The organism is Microbacterium sp. LWH11-1.2, from assembly GCF_038397745.1.
GTDB lineage: Bacteria > Actinomycetota > Actinomycetes > Actinomycetales > Microbacteriaceae > Microbacterium.
The window spans coordinates 4,201,017-4,223,098 of sequence record NZ_CP151636.1 but is presented as its reverse complement, the minus strand read 5'-3'; the positions used below and the strand labels follow the sequence as shown (position 1 = coordinate 4,223,098).

Below are 22,082 nucleotides of genomic sequence, written 5' to 3'. Positions count from 1 at the left end.
ACGCGGCGCCGCAGGCCGAGCCCATGCGTCGCCTGCGCGAGAGCTTCCCGTTCTGCGCGATGGTGCAGCACCAGCCCGAGGTCGTCGCCGAGGAGCGCGAGCGCAGCTACTCCCAGCGACTGCGTGCGGCGGTCACCGACGCGGAGCGCATCGAGGCCTTCCTCGAGCATGTGCGCGCGGGCCACGGAGCGACAGAGACCGAGAGCCGCCTCATCCGTGCCGTGCTCGACGATCGCGTGCGCGCGGAGGCGCTCGTCTAGATGCGTCTCCATCGCCTCGAGGTCGAGGGATTCGGCCCGTTCCGCTCCCGCCAGACCGTCGACTTCGATGCGTTCGCCGACGACGGCATCTTCCTGATCGCCGGACGAACAGGCGCGGGAAAGTCCAGCATCCTGGATGCGGTCTGCTTCGGCCTCTACGGCGGGGTACCGCGCTACGACGGCGGAGAGAAGCGGCTGCGCAGCGACCACTGCGAACCCGACGACATCTCGGAGGTCGTCGTGGAGTTCAGCGCCTCCGCCGGTCACTTCCGGGTGACCAGGTCACCCGAGTACCTGCGCCCGGCCAAGCGCGGCGGCGGCATGACGAAGCAGGCCGCCGCCGTCTCGCTCGAGGAGCGTACGGATGCCGGGTGGGTCGGCCGCGCGGCGCGGGCGGTCGACGTGGCCACCGAGCTCGACGAGATCCTGCAGCTGAGTCGCGAACAGTTCCTGCAGGTCATCCTGCTCGCGCAGAACCGGTTCTCGGAGTTCCTCCTCGCGGGCAGCAGAGACCGTCAGACGCTTCTCCGGCGGCTGTTCGGCACCCAGCGGTTCGAAGACGTCCAGTCGCGTTTCGACGACCGGCGCAGGGCCGCGGAGCAGGCTCTCGGTGCTCGCCTCGCGACCGTCGCCGCGCGGGTCGACGAGGCGGAGCGGCTGGTCTCGACGGAAGGCCTCTGGGGAGACGGGGCCGACGACGAGGCGGGCGCCGGGGAATCCGTTCGTCCCACGGTGGCGGCCACGACCCCGGAGCGTCTCGACGACCTGCGGCGCGCGAAGGCCAGGGCCGACTACCGCGCGGAGCGTCGCGCCTCGGAACGCGCCGAGGCCGAGAAGCGCTCGGCCGACGCGGATGCCGTGCTGGCCACCACCCGCGAAGAGCAGCGTGCGCAGACCGAGAGGGATCGCGCGCGGGCCGCGCTCGACCGTCTCGACGCCGAGGAGCCCTCGATCGCGGCGGCCCGCGCCGAACTGCATGAGGCGCGCGCGGCCGAAGCGCTCCGCTCGACCATCGCCGCAGCCGACCGAGCGCGAAGCGCGTTCGAGAGCGCAGGCCGAGCAGAGGACGTCGCCCGCGAGTCGTGGCGGTCGTTCGACATCGAGGTCGACGACGAGCTGGCCGCATGGGCTGCGGAGCGCCTCAAGGAGAGCGGAGCATGGGAGCGCGCACTCGACCTCGAGCGGCAGGAGAGCTCCCTCGCACACGAGCTCCAGACGGCCGAGGCCGCCGTGCGGTCGGCCGAGGCCCGCGCCGAGGCGGGGACTGCGCAGCGCGCCGAGCTGCCGGCGCAGATCTCCGCGCTGACCATCGAGCGTGACGAGGCACGGCGGGTCGCCGACCGTGCCGGTGACCTGCTCATCGCTCGGGACGTCGCTGACTCCCGCCTCCGAGCAGCCCGTGAAGCGGTGCGGCTGCGCACGGACCACGCGCGCGCCGAGCAGCAGCTGGCCGCCGCGACGACGGAGCACGCCGCTGCGCAGACGACGTTGGCGCAGCTCCGGCGGCGCCGCTTCGACGGCATCGCCGGCGAGCTCGCCTCGGGTCTGGCCGAGGGTGAAGCGTGCCCCGTGTGCGGTGCGCACGAGCATCCGGCGCCGGCGACGCACGCGGATCCCGTCTCGGCCGATGACATCGCCGCCGCCGAGGTCACCCGAGATGCCGCGTCCGAGCGCGAGCGCGACGCGGCGGCGACGTCGTCCGCGCTCCGGGCCGAACTCGCGGCCGCGGAGACGAAGGCCGACGGGCGCACCGTCGAGCAGGCTGAGAAGGAGCACCTCGAGGCCGTCGAGGGGCACGAACAGGGCCTCGTCGCGGCGGATCGCGTCGCGTCCCTCGACACGCGGCTGCAGGCACTCTCCGATCGAATCGAGCTGCTCGAGCGTGAACGAGCGGATGACGATGCTGCGCTCGCGGCCTCGCGCGAGCAGCACGCGCTGCTGACCCAGCGCGTCACCGAAGCGCGCCGGCTGATCGCCGACGCACGCGGGCCGTTCGACACCGTGGCCGAACGCCTCGCCGACACGACGGCGAAGGTGACGGCGGCGCGCGCACTCGTCGAGGCCATGGCCGAACGCGCGCGTCGCGCACAGTCCCTGAGCGAGGCGGAGAGCGAGAGGGATGCCGCGCTGACCGGGTCGGCGTTCGACGATGCCGCCGCCGCTGTCGCCGCACTGCGCTCGACCGCCGCGCAGGAGGCTCTCGACGAGCGGATCTCCCAGCACGCGGTGCAACGCGAGAAGGAGCGCGCGACCCTGTTCGACCTCGAGCTGCGCACGCTCCCCGAGGAGCCCATCGACCTCTCGCCCGCCGAAGCGGCCGCGGCGACGGCGCGCGCGAGCTGGGTGCGGGCGGTCGACGAGGCGAGCCGCGCGACCGGAACCGCTGAGCGGCTCGACGGCCTGATCGCCTCCGCCGACGCCGAGCACGCGAAGACGGCCGACGACGCCGCCGAGTTCGAGGTGCTCCAGAGCCTCGCCGACACGATCGCCGGGAGGGGTGCGAACACCCGCAAGATGGCGCTCGAGACCTTCGTCCTCGCGGCCGAGCTCGAGGAGATCGTCGAGGCCGCGAACCGACGGCTGTACGACATGTCGACGGGCCGCTACCAGCTGCAGCACTCCGATGCTCTCGCTGCGCGCGGCGCGGCATCCGGTCTCGGGATCGTGGTGTCCGACGCCTTCACGGGTCAGACCCGTCCGCCCCAATCGCTCTCCGGCGGCGAGACGTTCCTCACCTCGCTGGCCCTCGCGCTCGGGCTCGCCGAGGTGGTCACCGCGCGGGCCGGCGGCATCCGCCTCGACACGCTCTTCATCGACGAGGGCTTCGGATCCCTCGACGGCGACACGCTCGACGTGGCGATGCGCACTCTCGACGAACTCCGGCAGGGTGGCCGCACGGTCGGCGTGATCAGCCACGTCGAGGCCATGCAGGAGCAGATCCCCGCGCAGCTCACCGTCCGCGCCACGCCCCACGGGCCGAGCATCATCGAGACGCGCTGAGGCGTCTCCTGATCCGGCGGCGTCGACCCGAGGTCAGACGCCGTACTCGCTGCGGATGAAATCGCGCAGCTGGACGCTGCACCGCGCGACGGCCTCGCGCCAGTCCGTGAGCGCCCCGTCCTCGGCCTGATCCGAGACAGCGCGGAACACCCGGATGGGCACGTCGAACTGCTCGGCGACCCAGATGTAGGCGTAGGTCTCCATGTCCACCAGCGCGGCACCGGAGGGGCGGATCACCGCAGTGACCTCCGCGTCTTCCACGAAGTGATCACCGGTGGCGATCAGAACGCCTTCGCGTCCGGTCGACACCCGGGCGGGCAGCGAGACATGCTGGCCGGCGATGCCGTCGAGGTCGGTGACGTCGTGCTGGAACGCGGTGCCGATCTCGTGCACCGTCGCCTCCAGACCGGGGGCGATCGCGCCGGCGGTGCCGACGACGACGATCTCCTCGTAGGCGCGTGCGTCGAGCGCCCGGGTGAGCGCGTAGGTCGCCTGGAGCTTGCCGGGGCCGGTGACGAGGCGGTCGAAGCCTTCGAGTGCCTCAGGGAAGGCGGACAGTTCGGACGCGAGGGCGGCGACGAGGAGTTTCACTTCCTCATTCTTTCAGGTCGTGGCTGACAGGAGTGTGCACGGGCGGTTCTGTCACCCCGGCGTAACACAGAAGGGCGATACTGATTCGAGGAAGAGTGGAGGCCCCCGTGTCGTTGCAGCAGCAGATCTCCGAAGCCCTCGGTGTCCAGCCCGAGATCGATCCCGAAGCCGAGGTGGAGCGTCGAGTCGGATTCCTCGTCGACTATCTCCGCACGACAGGAGCACGGGGCTTCGTCCTCGGTATCTCCGGCGGGCAGGACTCGACCCTCGCGGGGCGCCTGGCGCAGCTCGCCGTCGAACGCGTGCGCGCCGAGGGCGGCGAGGCGAAGTTCCTCGCCGTGCGTCTGCCGTACCGGGTGCAGAAGGATGCGGCGGATGCCGAGGCGGCACTCGAGTACATCGCGCCGGACGCCTCCGTCGAGGTGAACATCCAGAACGGGGTGGACGGGGTCGAAGAGGACATCGAGTTCGCCGTCACCAGCGACATCAGCGACTTCAACCGCGGCAACATCAAGGCGCGCGTGCGCATGGTCACGCAGTACGCGCTCGCCGGCCACGACGGCCTGCTCGTGATCGGCACGGACCACGCGGCCGAGGCCGTGACGGGCTTCTACACGAAGTTCGGCGACGGAGCGGCCGACATCCTGCCGCTCTCGGGGCTCACGAAGCGGCAGGGCCGCTCGCTGCTGCAGTTCCTCGGCGCTCCCGACCGGCTCGCGTTCAAGGTGCCGACGGCCGACCTCCTCGACGGCCAGCCGGGTCGCGCGGACGAGGACGAGCTCGGCCTCACGTACGAGCAGATCGACGACTTCCTCGAAGGGCGACCCGTCGACCCCGAGGCGGCCGGACGCATCGAGGCGAAGTACCTCGCGACGCAGCACAAGCGCCACCTCCCGGTGACCCCTGACGACGACTGGTGGCGCTGACCGGAGGTGCGCGCCGTTCGTCCCGTGTCGGATGCCGCGGATAGTGTCGAAGCATCCGACAGAACGGGAGCATCGTGCGGATCGACACTGCGGCGCAGCGCGTCATCTGGAGCGCCAGCGATCTCAAGGCGGCCGCGGAATGCGAGTTCGCCTGGTGCCGTGCGATCGACGCGAAGCTCGGCCGCGTCCCGGCCGTCGAGGAGCCTGAAGACGCCACTCTGAAGCGCGCCGCGCTGCTCGGCGACGTGCATGAGCAGAATGTGCTGGCGCGGTACGTCGACGAACTCGGCGACGACAGGGTCCACCAGATCGAGAAGGTCTCGTCCGTCGACGCCGAGGCCCTTCGCGCTGCGACGGAGGAGACGGTCGCTGCGCTGCAGTCCGACGCGCTGGTCGTCTTCCAGGCAGCGTTCGCGACCGAGGAGTTCGTCGGATTCGCCGACTTCCTCCGCAGGGACGACGACGGCCGCTGGCGCGTGCAGGACTCGAAGCTGGCGCGCAAGGCGCGCGTGACCGCGCTCATGCAGCTGGCGGCATACGTCGACCAGCTCGATCGTCTCGGCATCCCACGATCCGACGAGGTCGACCTGATCCTCGGCGACAGCACCCTCAGCACGCACCGCGTCGACGATCTCCTCCCGCTGTTCCAGGTGCGCCGAGCGCGACTGCGAGCGCTGATCGCCGATCGTCGCATCGGCGACGGAGCGACCGGCACCCCGCTGGCCTGGGGCGACGACCGTGACGACCTGCAGATCGTGGCGTGCGGTCGGTGCGCGACCTGCGAGGAGCAGGTCCTCGCGCACCGTGACCTCCTGATGGTCGCGCGCATGCGTCCGGTGCAGCGGGCACGTCTGCGGGCCTCCGGCATCGACACGATCGACGCCCTCGCGACGGCATCCGACGCTCCTGTCGGCATGAACGTCGATTCCTTCGAGAACCTCCGCGCGCAGGCGCGTCTGCAGATCCGAGCCGATGCCGACGGCACGCCGACCTACGACGTGCACTACGCGCCGGCGATCCACACCCTTCCTCTTCCGAGCCACGGCGACATCTTCTTCGACTTCGAAGGCGATCCGCTCTACACGGAACCGGCCCCCGACGGCGAGGCGCACTGGGGCATCGACTACCTGTTCGGCTGGGTCGACAACGCCGACCAGTACTCCGCGCTGTGGGCGCACACCTTCGCCGACGAGCGTCGCGCCCTCGAAGCATTCCTCGATTTCGTGAAGGTGCGACGGGTCGCGCACCCCGCCATGCACATCTATCACTACGCGCCCTACGAGACCTCGCACCTCGTGGCGATGGCGGCACGGCACGGAGTGCGTGAGGGCGAGGTCGATCGGCTGCTGCGCGAGGGCGTGTTCGTGGATCTGTATCCGCTCGTGCTGCGCACCGTCAGGGTCGGCTCCCGCTCGTACTCGATCAAGAAGCTCGAGCCGCTCTACATGGGCGACGACGTGCGCACGAGTGATGTGCAGAAGGGCGACGACTCGATCGTGCAGTACGTCGCGGCACGAGAGCTCGCCGCCGCGGGGGAGCGGGGCGAAGCGGATGCCGTGCTCGCCGACCTCGCGGACTACAACCGCTATGACTGCGTCTCCACGCGTCGGCTGCGCAATTGGCTGATCGACATCGCTCGGAAGGAGGGCGTGACCCCGGCGCCACCGGACGAGATCGACGAGGTGATCTACGAGCCCTCCCCGCGCTCCGTCGCTCTTCTCGCGGATGCGGAACGCGCGGTCGACGCCGGCGGTGACGGGCTCGTGCACCGCATCGCGGCAGCCGCGATCGACTACTTCCCTCGCGAGGCCAAGAGCTTCTGGGTCTCGCACTTCCAGCGTCTGCGCGAACCCGTGACCATGTGGGACGGCACGCGCGACGTGGTGCGGGTCGATCGGCCGTCCTCGTCGGTCCGCCGGGACTGGAGCATCGGCGAGGGACGCCGCGCGATGTCGCGCGACATCGAGATCCGCGGCGAGGTCTCACCGGGAACGACGCTGGGCGTCGGTGCGCAGCCGTTCGCGCTGTACGAGGTGCCGGCGCCGTTCGACACCGAGGTGCCGTCCCGGGCGGTGCATGTCCCGCATACGGTCACCGTGTCCGAGGTGCTCGACGACGGCTATCTGGTGACCGAGTCGGCCGTGCAGGGGCAGACATGGGACGAGCTCCCGCTCGCACTCACGCCTGCCGCGCCGCCGCGGGTGGTGTCGCTGCAGGGTGCGATCGACGAGTGGGCCGATGCCGTGCACGCTGCGGCGCCGGACTTCCCGGCCGACCCTGCCACCGACATCCTGCGGCGCCTTCCGCCGCGCACGGCATCGGGTGCGCCGATTCCCCCTGCCGAAGACGATGTGATCGACGCGATCGTGCGCGGCGTCCTCGATCTCGACCGCAGCTATCTCGCGGTCCAGGGCCCTCCCGGAACCGGCAAGACGTATACCGGGTCGCGGGTGATCGCGCGGCTGGTGAACGAGCACGGCTTCAAGATCGGCGTCGTCGCGCAGTCGCACGCCATCATCGAGACGCTGCTGGAGCGGGTGGTCTCCGACGGCGTGGCGCCGGCTCAGGTCGCCAAGGCGCCGAAGGACAGCGAGGCCGAGACCTCGTACACCGCGATACCGAAGAACGGCATGGCGGCATTCCTCGCAGAGCACGCCGACGAGGGCGCCGTCGTCGGCGGAACCGCCTGGGACTTCAGCAACACCCAGCGCGTCGATCGGGGCGGGCTCGACCTGCTCGTGATCGACGAGGCGGGGCAGTTCTCGCTCGCGTCGACGATCGCGGTCGCGGCGGGCGCCCAGAGGCTGCTCCTTCTCGGCGACCCGCAGCAGCTCCCGCAGGTCAGCCAGGGCGCTCACCCCGAGCCCGTCGACACGTCGGCCCTCGGCTGGGTGATGGACGGCGACCCGGTCGTGCGTCCGGAGTTCGGCTACTTCCTGGCGCGGTCGTGGCGGATGCATCCGCTCGTGGCGGCTCCTGTCTCGAAGCTCGCGTACGCGGGCCAGCTCGCCTCTGCACCGGGAACGGAACGCCGCTCGATCGACGGCATCGAGCCGGGGCTCCACGTGATTCGTCTCCGGCATCGCGGCAACGCGACCCAGTCGCCCGAGGAGGCCGCCGAGGTGGTGCGCCTCGTGCGAGACCTCGTCGGCCGCACCTTCACCGACAACGACTCAGATGCCTCGATCCGGCCCCTCGAGCCGTCCGACATCATCGTGGTCACGCCCTACAACGCGCAGCGCCAGCTCGTCCTCGACGCGCTCGCGGATGCCGGACTCCCCGATGTCCCCGTCGGCACGGTCGACAACTTCCAGGGCAAGGAGGCGGTCGTGTCGATCACCTCTCTGGCGGCGTCGAGCGGGCGGGATGCTCCTCGGGGACCGGAGTTCCTGCTGCTGCAGAATCGGCTCAATGTCGCGATCTCCCGGGCCCAGGCCGTCGCCTACCTGATCCACTCCCCGGCACTGCTCGACGACCTGCCCTACACGCCGGAGGGCGTCGCCCGGCTCAGCGCGTTCGCGCGTCTGGTCGGAGCCGCGTCGTGACCGCGCCGACCCATACCGAAGGCGACATCCTTCGGGCCGCGGCAGCGTGGTCGTGGTTCCCGCGAGACGGCGAGCAGGAGAACGTCCACCTCCGCCTCGTGCGCTATCCCGCCAGACTCGGTGGCGGAGTGCGTGGCTCGCAGGTGCACTCGACCTCGGAGGCCGCGGCGGTGCTCGATCACGCCGTCGAGCGCGCGAGGAGCTGGGGCGAGTCTCGGCTGACGTTCTGGACCAACCCCTCGGACGATCCCGACCTCGAAGCGGAGCTGCGACGACGCGGTGCGGAGCACATCGATACGGTCGCGGTGCTCGCGCGCGCCATCGATGCGCCCGCGATCGACGATCTCGCCGGCGACGTTCCCCCGGAGGCATCGGGAGAGGTCGTCCGCACTCTCGATCAGGTGCGCGAGGTCGATGCGATCAACGTGCCGGTCTGGGAGCAGGAGCCTCTCGACGACGAGGGCCTCCGCGTCGAGCTGGCCGAGCTCACCGCCGAGCGCGAGGCAGGGGAGGGTCTGCGCGTGCTCGGACGCCTCGACGGCGTGGCGGTCGGCACCGGTGGATGCACGATCGTCGACGGCTTCACACGGCTCTGGGGCGCGGCGACTCTCGCGGAGTTCCGCGGCCGAGGCGTGTACCGCGCGGTCCTCGCCGAAAGGCTGCGCGCGAGCGTCGAGCTCGGCGCGACGACCGCGCTGGTGAAGGGCCGGATCGCCACCTCGGCGCCGATCCTCACTCGGGTCGGCTTCGAGCACTACGGCGATGAGCGGGCGTATCGCCTGGATCTCGCCTAGATCGGTCGGCGAGCGGATCGGTCGGTGAGCTGATTGGTCGGCGAGCTGATCGGTCGGCGGGCTAGATCGGTCGGCGAGCCGCCGCGACCGGGGTATCAGACGGTGCCGTAGAGCCGGTCGCCGGCGTCGCCGAGTCCGGGCACGATGTACCCCTTCTCGTTGAGACGCTCGTCGAGGGCGCCGAGCACGAGCGTGACATCGCGGTCGCCGGCCATGGCCTCGATCGCGGCCACGCCCTCCGGGGTGCCGAGCAGGCAGATCGCGGTGACGTCCTTGGCTCCGCGGTTGAACAGGAACTGGATCGCCGCCGCGAGCGAGCCGCCCGTGGCGAGCATCGGGTCGATGGCGAAGCACTGGCGGTCGCTCAGGTCGTCGGGAAGACGCTCGGCGTAGGTCGTCGGCTCGAAGGTCGTCTCGTCGCGGACCATGCCCAGGAAGCCGACCTCGGCGGTCGGGAGGAGCTTCACGAGGCCCTCCAGCATGCCGAGACCGGCGCGCAGGATCGGTACCACGATCGGACGCGGCTCCGAGATCTTCACGCCCATCGTCGTCGTCACCGGTGTCGTGATCTCGATCGGGCTGACCTTGACGTTGCGCGTCGCCTCGTACGCGAGCAGCGTCACGAGTTCTTCGGTGAGCTGCCGGAAGACCGGCGACGGGGTGCGCTGGTCGCGCAGCACCGAGAGCTTGTGGGTGATGAGGGGGTGGTCGGCGACGTGAACACGCATGGATACAGGCTAATGCGCGGCGCCCCTCCGCACGACATCGATGCTGCCGGATGCCGGAGGCCGCTGTCGTAGGCTCGACCCATGACCGAAGCCGACGATCTCGCGATGCGACGCGCGCTCGTGCTCGCGGCGGAGGCTGCGGCCGCGTCGGAGATCCCGGTGGGGGCGGTGATCCTCGATGCCGAGGGTCGCATCGTCGCCGAGGGGCGCAACAACCGCGAGGAGACGCACGACCCCACCGGCCATGCCGAGATCGACGCGCTGCGACGTGCCGCGGCATCCGCGGGCTCCTGGAATCTCGCGGGTCACACGCTCGTGGTGACGCTCGAGCCCTGTCTCATGTGCGCGGGGGCGATCCTGCAGGCGCGCATCGGCCGCGTGGTCTTCGGGGCGTGGGACGACAAGGCGGGAGCGGCGGGCTCCCTGTACGACGTACTCCGCGACCGGCGCCTGCCGTACCGCGCGGAGGTCATCGGCGGCATCGAAGCGGATGCCGCGACGGCCCTCTTGCGCGACTTCTTCGAGCAGCGTCGCTGAGCTCCACGTCCTTCGGAGAGACTCAGTCCGAGGACTTGAGCACGAAGACGTCGGTCGAGGGCTGCGGATCGATCGCCGGTCGATACACATCCGGCTCGATGTAGACGACTCGTGCGACCGGCACGGCCTCGCGGATGCGGGCTTCGATCGCGTCGATGTCGTCGGCGGCCTCGCGCAGCGGTTTGTCGGCGCTGAGCGCGATCTTGGCAGCCACCATCAGCTCGTCGGGACCGAGGTAGAGGGTCTTCATGTGGATGATCTTCTCGATCTCATCGCCCGCGTTGATCGCGTCGACGATCCGGTCGTAGTCGGCCTGCGTCGCGCCCTCGCCGACCAGCAGGCTCTTGGTCTCGACGCCGAGCACGATCGCGATGAGCACCAGCAGCACGCCGATCATGACCGTTCCGAGTGCATCGAACACCGGGTTGCCGGTGATCAGCGTGAGACCCACGCCGAGGAGCGCGAAGGTGAGACCGGTCAGCGCGCCGACGTCCTCGAGCAGCACGACCGGGAGCTCCGGCGCCTTCGACCGGCGCACGAACGAGACCCACGACTGCCCCTTCTCGCGCACGAGATTGCTCTCCCTGACGGCCGTGCGCAGGGAGAACGACTCGAGGCCGATCGCGATGACCAGGACGACGAGAGGCAGCCACCACCACGTCTTGTCGAGCTCGTGCGGGTTGGTGAGCTTGTCGACGCCCTCGTAGATGGCGAACAGGCCGCCGACGGAGAAGAGGATGATCGAGACGACGAAGGCGTACACGTAGCGTTCGCGCCCGTAGCCGAACGGGTGGGAGCGGTCGGCCTCGCGCCGGGCCTTGCGTCCGCCCAGCATCAGGAGCAGCTGGTTGCCGGAGTCGGCGACCGAGTGGATCGCCTCGGCGAGCATCGACGCGGAGCCGGAGAGCGCCCAGGCGACGAACTTCGCGAGCGCGATGCCCAGATTCGCCAGGAACGCCGCGACGATGGCCTTGTTGCCTCCGGATGCACTCATGGCACGAGTCTAGAACTGCTCGCCGATGGATTCCGGAGCGCCCGCCGTAGGATGACGACATGGCTGAATCGCTTCCCTCGCTCGCGTTCCTCGGTGCCGGTTCCATGGGAGGCGCGATCCTCCGGGGCGTCGTCGCTTCCGGCATCCGCATCGACGGCGGGATCACCGCGACCAACCGCACGCCCGAGAAGGCCGCGGCCTTCGAAGACGTCGACGGGGTCACCAGCATCGCGCTCTCCGAGCGGCCGCAGGGCAACGCGGATGCCGTCGCCGGAGCGCGCATCGTGCTCGTCGGCGTCAAGCCGGCGATGGTGCCGGAGCTGCTCCGTGAGATCGCCCCGCACCTCGCGGACGACGCGATCGTCGTGAGCCTCGCAGCGGGCGTGACCCTCCAGACCTTCGCCGATGTGCTCGGCGACGACGCCCGCGTCATCCGCTCCATGCCGAACACTCCGTCCACCGTGCGCAAGGGCGTCGCCGGGCTCGCAGCCGGGGCCTCTGCGACCGCAGACGACCTGGCCCTCGTCCGCCGCCTGTTCGAGACCGTCGGCGCGGTCGTGGAGGTGCCCGAATCGCAGATCGACGCGCTCGGCACGATCTCGGGTTCCGGGCCCGCGTACGTCTACCTGCTGATCGAGGAGTTCACGAAGGCCGCCATCGGTCTGGGGTTCGCCGAGGCCGATGCGCGCCTCATGGCCGAACACACGTTCATCGGTGCGACGGCGCTGCTCGATGCCTCGGGGGAGGACCCCGCCGAACTCCGCCGCCGGGTCACGAGCCCCAAGGGCACCACCGAGCGCGCGATCGCCGTGCTGCAGGATGCTCGACTCGACCGCACCTTCTCGGATGCGGCGGCGGCGGCCCTCGCCCGCTCCAAGGAGCTCGCGGCAGGAGGCTGAGCGATGCGGCTGCGGATCGAGGGGGAGATCTTCCACTGGCGGGGTCCTGCGCCGTTCCACTTCGTCGCCGTGCCACCCGCGGAGAGCGAGCTGATCCACGAGATCGCCTCGATCGTGACCTACGGATGGGGAATGATCCCGGCGTCCGTCACGATCGGCGCCACCACCGTGACGACGGCGCTCTGGCCGAAGGACGGCGGCTACATCGTGCCGATCAAGAAGGTGCTGCAGGACCGCGAGGGAGTGGCCGTGGACGACGTCGTCGCGATCACCCTCGACATCGACGCCTGAGTAGCTACCGTCCGCGTCAGCGGTCGAGCGCGGCGAAGCGCTCGATGTCGCTGTTGGTGCCCGACACGATGATGAGGTCGTGGTTGGTGACGATCGTGTTCGCCTCCGCGTAGCGGAACGGCTTGCCGGGGCTCTTCACGCCCACGACGGTGACCTTGTACTTCGAGCGGACGCCCGATTCGTTGAGCCCGACGCCGCGGATGAACTTCGGCGGGTACATCTTGGCCAGAACGAAGTCGTCGTCGAAGCGGATGAAGTCGAGCATCCGTCCGCTCACGAGGTGGGCGACGCGCTCGCCGGCCTCACGCTCGGGGTAGATGACGTGGTTCGCTCCCACGCGGGCGAGGATCTTGCCGTGCGACTGCGAGACGGCCTTGGCCCAGATCTGCGGCACCTTGAGGTCGACGAGGTTCGCGGTGATGAGGACGGATGCCTCGATCGACGAGCCCACCGCGACCACGGCGACCTGGAAGTCTCCGGCGCCGATCTGCCGCAGTGCATCGATGTTCTTCGCGTCGGCCTGCACCGTGTGCGTGACGCGGTCCGACCACTTCTGCACGAGCTCGAGGTTGTCGTCGATCGCGAGGACCTCGCGGTCGAGCCGATCGAGCTCACCGGCGCACGCGGCGCCGAATCGACCGAGACCGATGACGAGGACGGGAGCGTCGCCCCGGAGGACTTCAACCAACGATCGGCCTTTCCACGGGCAGCGAGTAATACTGCGATCGCGATGTCGCGGCGACTGCCGCGGCGAGAGTCACTGTACCAACGCGCCCCATGAAGATGGTCGCGGCCATCACATAGGACGCTGAATCGGGGAGCTCCGCCGTGAGACCGGTCGACAGCCCGACGGTGCCGAACGCCGAGATCACGTCGAAGAGCACATGACTGATGTCGGCCTTCGTGATCTGGGCGATGATGATGGTCGACAGGGCCACGATCGTGGCGCCCCACGCGACGACGCTGAGCGCGACGCGCTGCACGTCGCTGGGGATGCGACGGCCGAAGACCTCGACCGACTGGCGTCCCTTCGCCTCTGACCAGACGGCGATCGCCAGCACCGCCAGCGTCGTGACCTTGATGCCGCCGGCGGTCGACGCCGAGCCGCCGCCGACGAACATCAGCATGCTGGCCGCCAGCAGCGACGAGCCGTTCAGATCGTCCATCTCGATGACGTTGAAGCCGCCGGACCGGGTCATCGCAGACAGGAAGAAGGCTTGGAACGTGGTGTCTGCGGCATCCATCGACCCGAAGGTCTTCGGGTTGGCGTACTCGAGGATCAGGAAGACCGCGGCGCCGAGCACGAACAGCAGCACGGTGGTCACGAGGGTGAGCTTCGTGTGCAGAGACCACTTCTTGACGTGCCAGACGTGCTTGGCGAGCGTGTAGATGACCGGGAACCCGATACTTCCGAGGAAGACGCCCACCATCAGCAGGAAGAGCACGAGGTAGTCGTCGGCGAACACCGCGACGCCGCCGTCGTTGGGCGCGAAGCCGGTGTTCGTGAAGGCCATCGCGGCGAAGTAGGGCGCCTCCCACAGCGCGGCGATGGGGTCGACCTCCGCCATCACGAGCGCGGGGTAGAGGAGCACCGCGAGCGAGGCCTCGATGATCAACGCGGAGACGGCGACCGTGGTGAGCAGCTGGCCCACCTCGCCGAGGCGCACGGTCTGGCTCTCGTTGACGACCCCGCCGTGCGCGCGCAGGGGGTTCGTGTCCCCGGCGGCCATGAGCTTGGCGCGCAGGCCGAGCCGCCGGGAGATGAGCATGCCCATCAGCGAGGCGAGCGTGAGCACGCCCAGGGCTCCGATGTTGACGCCGACGAAGACCAGCACATGACCGAACGGCGACCAGTGGTTCGCCATGTCGACGGTCGAGAGGCCGGTCACGCAGATCGTGGAGACCGCGGTGAAGAGGGCATCGCTGAGCGGAGTCACCGTGCCGCTCGCGGAGGCGATCGGCAGCGACAGCAGGACGGTGAAGACCAGGATCAGCAGAGCGAAGATGACGATCGCGAATCGTGAGGGGGACGAGGTGACGATGTGCTTGATCCAGCCGGCGACGCTCTCGAGGCGCTCCCGTGGGGACGACGCCGAAGCGATGCCCGACATCGCGTCCCCCTTCGTCCTGCGCCTGCCCGCGGTGCGGTCACACGGCGCCTTTCGCCGAGCCTTCGTCATGGTACTCCGTGCCGGGGACGACTACCCTGATCTCATGACGGACATCTTCGACGTGATCGCAGACGGTACGAGGCGCGACATCCTCCAGCTCCTGCTGCGACGCACGGCCGAAGGCGAGTCGGGCACGAGCGTGAGCCACATCGTCGCCGATCTGGGCATCAGCCAGCCCACGGTGTCGAAGCACCTCAAGGTCCTGCGCGACGCCGAGCTCGTCTCGGTGCGCGAAGACGGGCAGCGTCGCTTCTACAGCCTGTCCGTCGAGCCCCTCGAGGTCGTCGACGACTGGCTGGTGCCGTTCCTCGTCGACGCGTACGGCGATGAGGCTCCCGACATCGCCTACCCGGTCCCGCTGCCCGACAGCGCAGCTCACGCGGCCGAGGTCGTCGGACGCGCGGCCGCCTCCGCCAAGCACGTCGTGACATCGGCGCTCAAGCGGCTCGGCGCCTGACGGCATCCGCTCCCGCCGTCGTATTCCGCCCTGGACATGACACGCCCCCGATGACAGGGGGGCATGTCATCAGGGGCGATCCGCGGGCCCCAGCCCGCGTGGACTCGGCGGTGCCGGCACAAGTCCTGCCAGAACCATCGCAGGCCTGGCTGGGTGGAAGGCCCGGAACGGCTATGTCTCAGCTGAGACTCCGTCCCGGACCTGTGGTCCTCGGTGTCAACGACGGGCGGCCTTGCGGCGGAAGAGCCAGGCGCCCCAGGTCACCGCGATCAGGAGGATGACCAGGCACCACCCGATCGCCCACCAGGGCTCGCTCTGCAGCGGGGCATCCGTCAGCAGTCCGCGGATGGTCTCGACGATGGGAGTGATCGGCTGGTGGGCGGCGACCGGCTGCAACCAGGCGGGCATGCTGGCCACCGGGACGAATGCGCTGGACAGGTACGGCAGGAACAGCAGCACGAAGCCGTAGCCGTTCGCGCCCTCGGGGCTGCCGGCGGCGAGACCGATCGCGGCGAACAGGTAGGTGATCGCGAGGATGTAGAGCGCGATCAGTCCCGTCAGGGCGATCCACTCCAGCGGAGTCGCGGTCGGTCGGAAGCCGACGAGGATGCCGACGCCGATCACGATCGCCGTCGCGATGAGGTTGCGCAGCACGCTGGCGACGACATGCCCTGTGAGCACGGCGCCGGCGCGCAGCGGCATCGTGCGGAAGCGGTCGATGATCCCCGTGCGCATGTCGTTCGCGACATACACGGCCGTCGACGAGGCTCCGAAGCCCGCGCAGGTGAGGATGATCCCCGGGACGACGTAGTCGACGTAGGCGCCGGAGGGATCGATCGCCCCGCCGAACACCCACGTGAACATGAGCATGAGCATCACGGGGAGCATGATCGCCATCAGCAGCGATTCGCCGTCGCGCAGCGAATGGCGAAGGCTCCGGCCGACGAACACGGACTCGGCCGTGAGGCCGCGCACGCGCGGACGCGGGACGGGGGACGGGGGGACGGATGCCGTGGCGCGGGGCGCGGCGATGGCGATGTTCATGCGAGCTCCTTCGACGAGCGGGCGGCAGGGGATGAGGTGACGGCGAGGAACACGTCGTCGAGTGTCGGACGACGGAGGGTCACGATGCCGTCCGCGCCTTCTTCGTCGAGCAGGTCGAGTGCGCGGCGGAGGTCGGCGACGGATCCGTCGGTGGGGATCTCCCGGCGGAGCTCGCCGCGATCGTCGTGCAGCTCGACGGTGTCGCCCCCGATGCGGGCCTTCAGCTCCGCGGGGGTGCCGAGGGCGGCGATCCTCCCGTCGTGGAGCACGGCGATCCGGTCGGCGAGCTGATCGGCCTCCTCCAGATACTGCGTCGTGAGGAAGACGGTCGTGCCGGCGCTCGCGAGCATGCGGATGATGTCCCAGAGGTCGCGACGGCTCCGGGTGTCGAGGCCCGTCGTCGGCTCGTCGAGGAACAGCACCTCGGGTGTCACGACGAAGCTCAGCGCGAGGTCGAGACGGCGACGCATGCCGCCGGAGAAGGTCCGCACGATCCGGCCCGCGGCATCCGTCAGATCGAACTGCGCGATGAGGTCGGCGGCGCGGCGCTTCGCTGCAGCGCGGCCGAGGCCCGACAGTCGGGCGAACATGACCACGTTCTCGGTGGCGGTCAGCGCATCGTCGACCGCGGCGGACTGCCCGGTGAGACTGATCCGGCGCTGCACCTCGGCGCTCTGCGTGCGCACGTCCCACCCAGCCACCTCGGCCGAGCCGGCATCCGCGGTGGTGAGCGTGGTGAGGATGTTGATCGTCGAGGTCTTTCCGGCGCCGTTCGGCCCCAGCAGCGCGAACACCTCTCCGCGCGCGACGGTGAAGTCCAGGTCGTCGACGACGACCCTGCCCTGGAAGGCCTTGCTGAGGCCCTGCACCGCGATGGCTGTCTCCATGGTCGATCCTCTCTGTGTATGGGGAAAACTGTGTACGTGACAAACAGCTGTGTATGACCGTAACACACTGTTTATTAAATAAACAGAAGTAGGATGAAGCGCATGACTGAGACCGAGCCGCCGGAGCTGCCGCGGGGGATCGCGCTCGCCTGGGGCGTGGCCGCCGATCCGCAGCGCGGACCGAAGCGCGAGATGAGCGTCGAGAAGATCGTCGACGCGGCCGTCGAGCTGGCGGATGCCGAGGGCATCGGCGCCGTGTCGATGGCCGCCGTCGCCGCCAAGCTCGGATTCACACCGATGTCGCTCTATCGCTATGTGAGCGCGAAGGACGACCTGCTGCTGCTGATGCAGGAGCAGGCGACCGGGCTCCCGCCGGAGAGCCACCTCGAGGTGGATGGCTGGCGGGAGCGGCTGCTCGCCCTCTACGAGGAGCAGGTGCTCCTGTATCTCCGGCATCCCTGGATGCTGTCCCTGCCGATCAACGGCTCGCCGATCACGCCCAACAGCTCGGCGTGGTTGGACGCGTCGCTCGCGGCCCTCGAGAGCACACCTCTGACGGCCGATGAGCGGGTGGCCGTCGCGCTGGCGGTGACGGGTGACGCGCGGTGGTGCGGGATCGTGCAGGCCGGGTACACCGCCCAGTCCCGCGGCTCCGGGCTGACGCCGGAAGAGGTCGCCGTGCGCGAGGCCACCCTCTACGACCGGGTGATCACCGCCGACGAATTCCCCGCCCTCCGTCGCGCGATCGAGGAGGACGTGTTCCTCTCTCCCGCCGACCCGTTCCGGTTCGGGATGGAGCGGATGCTCGACGGCGTCGCCGCCTACATCTCGACTCACGACCGCGGGGAGGAGCAGCACGGCTCGGAGGAGTGGGTCGCTCTGGATCCCGCCGAACTCGCCGGCGACCGCCGGCTGCGCGAGGCGCAGAAGGCCGTCCGCGAGGCCGAGAAGATGCTTCGCGCGGCGCGCAAGGTCGAGCGGCAGACCCTGCGCGAGGCCGGAGAGCGGCTGGCGAAGGCGACGAAGTCCGCCTGACGTGCACCCCGGAGGCCGTGCCACCGGGATGATAGGGGGATGACGACCGACTTCAGAGCGCACCTCGACTTCACGATCGCCTTCGCCAACGGCGGGGGCATGCAGGGCGAGGGATTCCGTCTCGATGTGCCGCGCGAGGAGATGACGTCGGATCAGGTGGGCGCGCTTCTCGTCGCGCACCTGGGTCTCGCGCTCGTCAGCGAGGTCGTGATCCGCGACCTCCGGATCGTCGCCGAGGCGCATCGCGGCAGTCGGGGCGTCGAGACGTCGGCCCCCGTCGAGGCCTCTGCGGCGATGCGCGTCATCGATCTCAGCCACCCGATCGAAGCGGGACTGGTGACCTACCCCGGGCTTCCCGCGCCCACCATCACCTCGCACCTCACGCGCGAGGACTCGCGATCGAAGTACGCGCCGGGGACCGAGTTCGCGATGGACATCATCACGATGATCGGGAACACCGGCACCTACATCGACTCGCCGTTCCACCGCTACGCGGACGGCGGCGATCTGGCTTCGCTCGACCTCGAGACCCTCGTCGATCTTCCCGCCGAGGTGTTCCACCTGCGGGACGCCTGGACGGCCGAGCGGCGCGGAATCGCGGCGATCACGCTCGGGGATCGCGACCTCCGCGGCGCCGCCGTCCTCCTCGACACCGGATGGGACCGGCATTTCGGGACCCCGGCGTACGGTACCGGCTCGCCGTTCCTCGCCGAGGACGCCGTGCGCTTCCTCGTCGAGGCCGGCGTGCGGCTCGTCGGCATCGATGCGCTCAACATCGACGACACCGAGAGCGGAGGTGAGCGGCCGGCGCACAGCATCCTGCTCGCCGCCGGGATCCATGTGGTCGAGCACCTGACCGGGCTCGACCGGCTGCCGCCGCGCGGCGCCCGGTTCACGGCCGCGCCCCCGGCGGTGCGCGGCTTCGGCACATTCCCGGTCCGCGCGTTCGCGACGGTCGCGGCACCTCACTGATCACACGAGCCACATGGGTTTACAGGTGTCCCACCCACCCCATAGAGTGTGCACATCGAGAAAGGGGTACGTGGGATGCCCGAAGTACCTGACGTCCGGTTCCTCACGGTGGCCGAGGTCGCCGAGCTCATGCGCGTGTCGAAGATGACCGTGTATCGGCTCGTTCACGCCGGCGAGCTGCCTGCCATCCGCTTCGGCCGCAGCTACCGCGTGCCCGAATCAGCGGTCAGCGACGCCCTGCAGCGGCCCATCGCCGACGTCGGCTGATACCTGACGGGAGGATGTCGTGGATGTCAGCACGTTCTACGCCCTCTTCTCCACCACGTGCTTCACGCTCACCGGGCTCTGGTGGAACGTCGTCCGCGCTCGCCGTGACTGGACCGCGGATCCGGCGATGCGTCGCACGATCGGCGGCATCTACCTCTCCTTCCTGCTGCCGGCTCTGATGGGCCTGTTCGCCCAGGTCGGAGGCACGGAGAACCCCCTGCTGTGGCGCACGTCGTTCGTCGTCGTCGCCGTCGTCGGCGGCGCATCCATGGTGCGCCTGGTCGCGCAGGCCGGTCGTGACGGCACCCCGGCGGCGATCCGCTGGACCCAGCTCGGGACCGTGCTCGTGTACATCGCGATCGCCGTCATCGGCGTCGCTCCACAGCTCGTGACGTCTCTCGGCCTCACCGGAATCCAGGTCGAGGCGCTGCTCCTCATCGGCCTGGTGGCTCTCGGGCATGCCCTCGTGTGGCGGTTCCTGGTGACGGACGACGTCGCGGAGTGAGACCGCACAGAGGGGCCGCTCGGGTTTGCTAGACTGATCCGAGGCATTTTTTCGTGCCCGTTACCCGGGCGTCCGATTTTGCGCGACGCCCAGCCGCTGACTTAGTGAGGTTTCCGTGGGTTCTGTCATCAAGAAGCGCCGCAAGCGCATGGCGAAGAAGAAGCACCGCAAGCTGCTTCGTAAGACTCGCCACCAGCGCCGCAACAAGAAGTAAGCGGCCAGACACGAGCGCCTGTCTTCGGACGGGCGCTTTGTGTCTCTGCCCGCATGTCTGCACCGTCGAGAGGACGTCATGAAGTCGATCACCGTCACCGAACTCGCCGAACGCTCCGCCACGCCGCTCATCGACGTGCGCGAGACCGCGGAGTTCGCCTCGGGCCATGTTCCCGGTGCTGTCAACATCCCGATGTCCGAGATCGGCAACCGCCTCGACGAGCTGCCCGATGAGGCCTTCGACGTGATCTGCCAGATGGGCGGTCGCTCTGCCCGTGTCGTCGAGGCGCTCGAGGCGCGCGGCTACGACGTGACGAACGTCGAAGGCGGCACCGGCGAATGGATCGCCCAGGGCCGCGAGGTCGAGGTGCCGTCGGCGTGACCACGCTGACGCTGATCGGCAAGCCCGACTGCCATCTCTGCGACGTCGCGTCCGAGGTGATCGACGCGGTCGTCGCCGAGCTGCCGGACGCCGCTGCGGAGCAGATCGAGATCACCGAGGTCTCCATCAAGGACGACCCGGCGCTCTACGAGCTGTGGTGGGAGAAGATCCCGGTCGTCCTCATCGACGGACAGCTCCATGCGCACTGGCGGCTCTCGCCCGACCGGCTGCGCCTCGCCCTCGAGGAGTCCGTCCGAGCCGTCGCGCTGAGCGACCAGAAGGAGTCGAAGTGACCGTTCGCCATGTCGTGACGTGGAAGCTCGCCGCCGAGGATGCCGCCGAGCGCGGCGCGCAGGCCGCCGAGGTCGCCCGTCGTCTCAATGCGCTCGACGGCGTGGTGCCGCAGCTGCTGTCGATCTCCGCCGGGGCCAACATGGCCTACCCCGACGCGAACTGGGACGTGACCCTCGTCGCCGACTTCGCCTCGATCGCCGCACTCGAGGAGTATCAGGTGCACCCCGCGCACGAGGAGGTCGTCGCCTACGTGCGCTCGGTCGTCGCGTCGCGCGTCGCCGTCGACTTCGAGGTCTGATTCGGAAACACGGCCGTCACAATCGGACACACTTGCAACACAAATGTGATCCGCGGAGGTCCTCTCCCGTTGGTCGGGGCGACGAGCCGCATGTTTAGATGATCACCTACCAGTCCGTGGGCGTCATCGCCCTCGTCTCACAGGAGTCGACATGTCCCGTCGCAACATCCTCGCCGGCCTCGCCCTCGTGGCGACCGCCACTCTCGCCCTCGCAGGCTGCGCCACGGGCGCGGGAGACTCCGGAGGCGGCGAGCCCGCCGCGGGTGACGAGTACGGTCTGGTCGAGGCGGGAACGCTGACGGTCTGCTCCGACATCCCCTACGCGCCCTTCGAGTTCGAGGGCGGCGACAACGGCACCGGCTACACCGGGTTCGACATCGATCTGCTCGACGCGATCGCGAAGAAGCTCGACCTCAAGCTCTCGGTGCAGGACGTCGGATTCGACGCACTCCAGTCCGGGACGACCCTCGCGGCAGGCACCTGCGACATCGGCGCCTCGGCCATGACGATCACCGACGAGCGCAAGGCGAACATCGACTTCTCCGACCCGTACTACGAGTCGCTGCAGTCGCTGCTCGTGCGCACCGACTCGGGCATCAAGTCGATCGACGACCTCTCCGGCAAGAACGTCGGCGTGCAGCAGGGAACGACGGGTGAGGCCTACGCGACCGAGAACGCGACCGGTGCCCAGCTCGTGCAGTACCCGTCCGACGGCGAACTGTGGCCCGCGATGCAGGCCGGTCAGATCGACGCGATCCTGCAGGACCAGCCCGTGAACCTCGAGCACGAGAAGGCCGACAGTGCCTACAAGATCGTCGAGGAGTACGAGACCGGCGAGTCCTACGGCTTCGCGTTCGCCAAGGGCGAGAAGGACGCGCTGCGCGAGGCGATCAACGGTGCGCTGAAGGAGCTGCAGGACAGCGGCGACTACCAGACGATCTACGACAGCTACTTCACCGCGAAGTAATCGGCGAGCAGCGTAGAGCAAGGAG

Annotated in this window: 24 protein-coding genes and 1 pseudogene; 18 read left to right on the top strand and 7 right to left on the bottom strand. The window is 69.4% G+C overall.

Going from position 1 to position 22,082, the window contains the following annotated elements; all coding sequences use genetic code 11:
- A pseudogene (locus tag MRBLWH11_RS20585) lies at positions 1–260 on the top strand (exonuclease sbcCD subunit D); the annotation flags it as partial.
- Positions 261–3,260 (top strand): SMC family ATPase, encoded by a 3,000-nt coding sequence (locus tag MRBLWH11_RS20580; protein WP_341946257.1) that lies wholly within the window; start codon positions 261–263, stop codon positions 3,258–3,260.
- Positions 3,261–3,293: 33 nt separating this feature from the next.
- Here the strand turns inward: MRBLWH11_RS20580 and MRBLWH11_RS20575 are convergent, their stop codons facing one another.
- The gene (locus MRBLWH11_RS20575; protein ID WP_116634426.1) at positions 3,294–3,851 is read right to left on the bottom strand and encodes a nucleoside phosphorylase; all 558 of its coding nucleotides are present in this window, start codon (positions 3,849–3,851) and stop codon (positions 3,294–3,296) included.
- A 107-nt stretch (positions 3,852–3,958) separates the two neighbouring features.
- On the opposite strand from MRBLWH11_RS20575, the gene nadE reads away from it, so the two are divergent.
- The 3 genes from nadE (at position 3,959) to MRBLWH11_RS20560 (ending at position 9,116) form a co-directional block, all read left to right on the top strand.
- On the top strand, positions 3,959–4,777 hold the full coding sequence (gene nadE, locus MRBLWH11_RS20570; protein WP_116634763.1) for an ammonia-dependent NAD(+) synthetase: 819 nt from the start codon (positions 3,959–3,961) through the stop codon (positions 4,775–4,777).
- A gap of 74 nt (positions 4,778–4,851) precedes the next feature.
- The gene (locus tag MRBLWH11_RS20565) at positions 4,852–8,322 is read left to right on the top strand and encodes a TM0106 family RecB-like putative nuclease (RefSeq protein WP_341946256.1); all 3,471 of its coding nucleotides are present in this window, start codon (positions 4,852–4,854) and stop codon (positions 8,320–8,322) included.
- On the top strand, positions 8,319–9,116 hold the full coding sequence (locus MRBLWH11_RS20560; protein ID WP_341946255.1) for a GNAT family N-acetyltransferase: 798 nt from the start codon (positions 8,319–8,321) through the stop codon (positions 9,114–9,116). The genes MRBLWH11_RS20565 and MRBLWH11_RS20560 overlap by 4 nt, the downstream gene beginning before the upstream one ends.
- A gap of 95 nt (positions 9,117–9,211) precedes the next feature.
- Here the strand turns inward: MRBLWH11_RS20560 and upp are convergent, their stop codons facing one another.
- On the bottom strand, positions 9,212–9,844 hold the full coding sequence (gene upp, locus MRBLWH11_RS20555) for a uracil phosphoribosyltransferase (protein WP_116634429.1): 633 nt from the start codon (positions 9,842–9,844) through the stop codon (positions 9,212–9,214).
- Between the two features lie 81 nt (positions 9,845–9,925).
- Here upp and tadA point away from each other — a divergent pair, with 81 nt between their 5' ends.
- Positions 9,926–10,381 carry a tRNA adenosine(34) deaminase TadA gene (gene tadA / locus MRBLWH11_RS20550; RefSeq protein WP_116634430.1) on the top strand — a complete coding sequence of 152 codons (456 nt, stop codon included), beginning with the start codon at positions 9,926–9,928 and terminating at the stop codon, positions 10,379–10,381.
- Between the two features lie 22 nt (positions 10,382–10,403).
- On the opposite strand, the gene MRBLWH11_RS20545 is transcribed toward tadA, so the two are convergent.
- On the bottom strand, positions 10,404–11,375 hold the full coding sequence (locus MRBLWH11_RS20545) for a cation diffusion facilitator family transporter (RefSeq protein WP_116634431.1): 972 nt from the start codon (positions 11,373–11,375) through the stop codon (positions 10,404–10,406).
- A gap of 59 nt (positions 11,376–11,434) precedes the next feature.
- Here MRBLWH11_RS20545 and proC point away from each other — a divergent pair, with 59 nt between their 5' ends.
- Both proC and MRBLWH11_RS20535 read left to right on the top strand, forming a co-directional pair.
- Positions 11,435–12,274: a pyrroline-5-carboxylate reductase gene (gene proC / locus MRBLWH11_RS20540; protein WP_341946254.1), complete on the top strand. Its 840-nt coding sequence runs from the start codon at positions 11,435–11,437 to the stop codon at positions 12,272–12,274.
- A 3-nt stretch (positions 12,275–12,277) separates the two neighbouring features.
- Positions 12,278–12,565, top strand: a complete 288-nt coding sequence (locus tag MRBLWH11_RS20535; protein WP_341946253.1) for a DUF1905 domain-containing protein — start codon at positions 12,278–12,280, stop codon at positions 12,563–12,565.
- A gap of 16 nt (positions 12,566–12,581) precedes the next feature.
- Here MRBLWH11_RS20535 and MRBLWH11_RS20530 read toward each other — a convergent pair whose 3' ends face one another.
- Both MRBLWH11_RS20530 and MRBLWH11_RS20525 read right to left on the bottom strand, forming a co-directional pair.
- Complete coding sequence (locus MRBLWH11_RS20530; protein ID WP_116634434.1) at positions 12,582–13,253, bottom strand: TrkA family potassium uptake protein; 672 nt, start codon at positions 13,251–13,253, stop codon at positions 12,582–12,584.
- On the bottom strand, positions 13,246–14,676 hold the full coding sequence (locus MRBLWH11_RS20525) for a potassium transporter TrkG (protein ID WP_116634435.1): 1,431 nt from the start codon (positions 14,674–14,676) through the stop codon (positions 13,246–13,248). The genes MRBLWH11_RS20530 and MRBLWH11_RS20525 overlap by 8 nt, the downstream gene beginning before the upstream one ends.
- A 103-nt stretch (positions 14,677–14,779) precedes the next feature.
- Here MRBLWH11_RS20525 and MRBLWH11_RS20520 point away from each other — a divergent pair, with 103 nt between their 5' ends.
- A complete protein-coding gene (locus MRBLWH11_RS20520; RefSeq protein ID WP_116634764.1) occupies positions 14,780–15,193 on the top strand; it encodes a metalloregulator ArsR/SmtB family transcription factor in 414 nt (137 codons plus the stop codon).
- 216 nt (positions 15,194–15,409) lie between these two features.
- Here MRBLWH11_RS20520 and MRBLWH11_RS20515 read toward each other — a convergent pair whose 3' ends face one another.
- Positions 15,410–16,237, bottom strand: coding sequence for an ABC transporter permease (locus MRBLWH11_RS20515; protein WP_341946252.1), 828 nt, complete (start codon positions 16,235–16,237; stop codon positions 15,410–15,412).
- The gene (locus tag MRBLWH11_RS20510) at positions 16,234–17,124 is read right to left on the bottom strand and encodes an ATP-binding cassette domain-containing protein (RefSeq protein WP_341946251.1); all 891 of its coding nucleotides are present in this window, start codon (positions 17,122–17,124) and stop codon (positions 16,234–16,236) included. The genes MRBLWH11_RS20515 and MRBLWH11_RS20510 overlap by 4 nt, the downstream gene beginning before the upstream one ends.
- A 102-nt stretch (positions 17,125–17,226) precedes the next feature.
- Here MRBLWH11_RS20510 and MRBLWH11_RS20505 point away from each other — a divergent pair, with 102 nt between their 5' ends.
- The 9 genes from MRBLWH11_RS20505 to MRBLWH11_RS20465 all read left to right on the top strand — a co-directional run bounded on the left by MRBLWH11_RS20505 (position 17,227) and on the right by MRBLWH11_RS20465 (position 22,057).
- The gene (locus MRBLWH11_RS20505) at positions 17,227–18,159 is read left to right on the top strand and encodes a TetR/AcrR family transcriptional regulator (RefSeq protein ID WP_341946250.1); all 933 of its coding nucleotides are present in this window, start codon (positions 17,227–17,229) and stop codon (positions 18,157–18,159) included.
- 39 nt (positions 18,160–18,198) lie between these two features.
- Positions 18,199–19,131 carry a cyclase family protein gene (locus tag MRBLWH11_RS20500; RefSeq protein ID WP_341946249.1) on the top strand — a complete coding sequence of 311 codons (933 nt, stop codon included), beginning with the start codon at positions 18,199–18,201 and terminating at the stop codon, positions 19,129–19,131.
- 75 nt (positions 19,132–19,206) lie between these two features.
- Positions 19,207–19,398, top strand: coding sequence for a helix-turn-helix domain-containing protein (locus MRBLWH11_RS20495; protein ID WP_116634440.1), 192 nt, complete (start codon positions 19,207–19,209; stop codon positions 19,396–19,398).
- A gap of 19 nt (positions 19,399–19,417) precedes the next feature.
- Positions 19,418–19,903: a hypothetical protein gene (locus MRBLWH11_RS20490; protein WP_116634441.1), complete on the top strand. Its 486-nt coding sequence runs from the start codon at positions 19,418–19,420 to the stop codon at positions 19,901–19,903.
- 115 nt (positions 19,904–20,018) lie between these two features.
- The gene (locus MRBLWH11_RS20485; RefSeq protein ID WP_003792170.1) at positions 20,019–20,117 is read left to right on the top strand and encodes an AURKAIP1/COX24 domain-containing protein; all 99 of its coding nucleotides are present in this window, start codon (positions 20,019–20,021) and stop codon (positions 20,115–20,117) included.
- Positions 20,118–20,195: 78 nt separating this feature from the next.
- Positions 20,196–20,498 (top strand): rhodanese-like domain-containing protein, encoded by a 303-nt coding sequence (locus MRBLWH11_RS20480; RefSeq protein WP_116634442.1) that lies wholly within the window; start codon positions 20,196–20,198, stop codon positions 20,496–20,498.
- A complete protein-coding gene (locus MRBLWH11_RS20475; RefSeq protein ID WP_116634443.1) occupies positions 20,495–20,791 on the top strand; it encodes a glutaredoxin family protein in 297 nt (98 codons plus the stop codon). Before MRBLWH11_RS20480 ends, MRBLWH11_RS20475 begins: the two co-directional genes overlap by 4 nt.
- Positions 20,788–21,090: a Dabb family protein gene (locus MRBLWH11_RS20470; protein WP_116634444.1), complete on the top strand. Its 303-nt coding sequence runs from the start codon at positions 20,788–20,790 to the stop codon at positions 21,088–21,090. The genes MRBLWH11_RS20475 and MRBLWH11_RS20470 overlap by 4 nt, the downstream gene beginning before the upstream one ends.
- A 151-nt stretch (positions 21,091–21,241) precedes the next feature.
- Positions 21,242–22,057 carry a basic amino acid ABC transporter substrate-binding protein gene (locus MRBLWH11_RS20465; RefSeq protein ID WP_341946248.1) on the top strand — a complete coding sequence of 272 codons (816 nt, stop codon included), beginning with the start codon at positions 21,242–21,244 and terminating at the stop codon, positions 22,055–22,057.
- Positions 22,058–22,082: the final 25 nt, after the last annotated feature.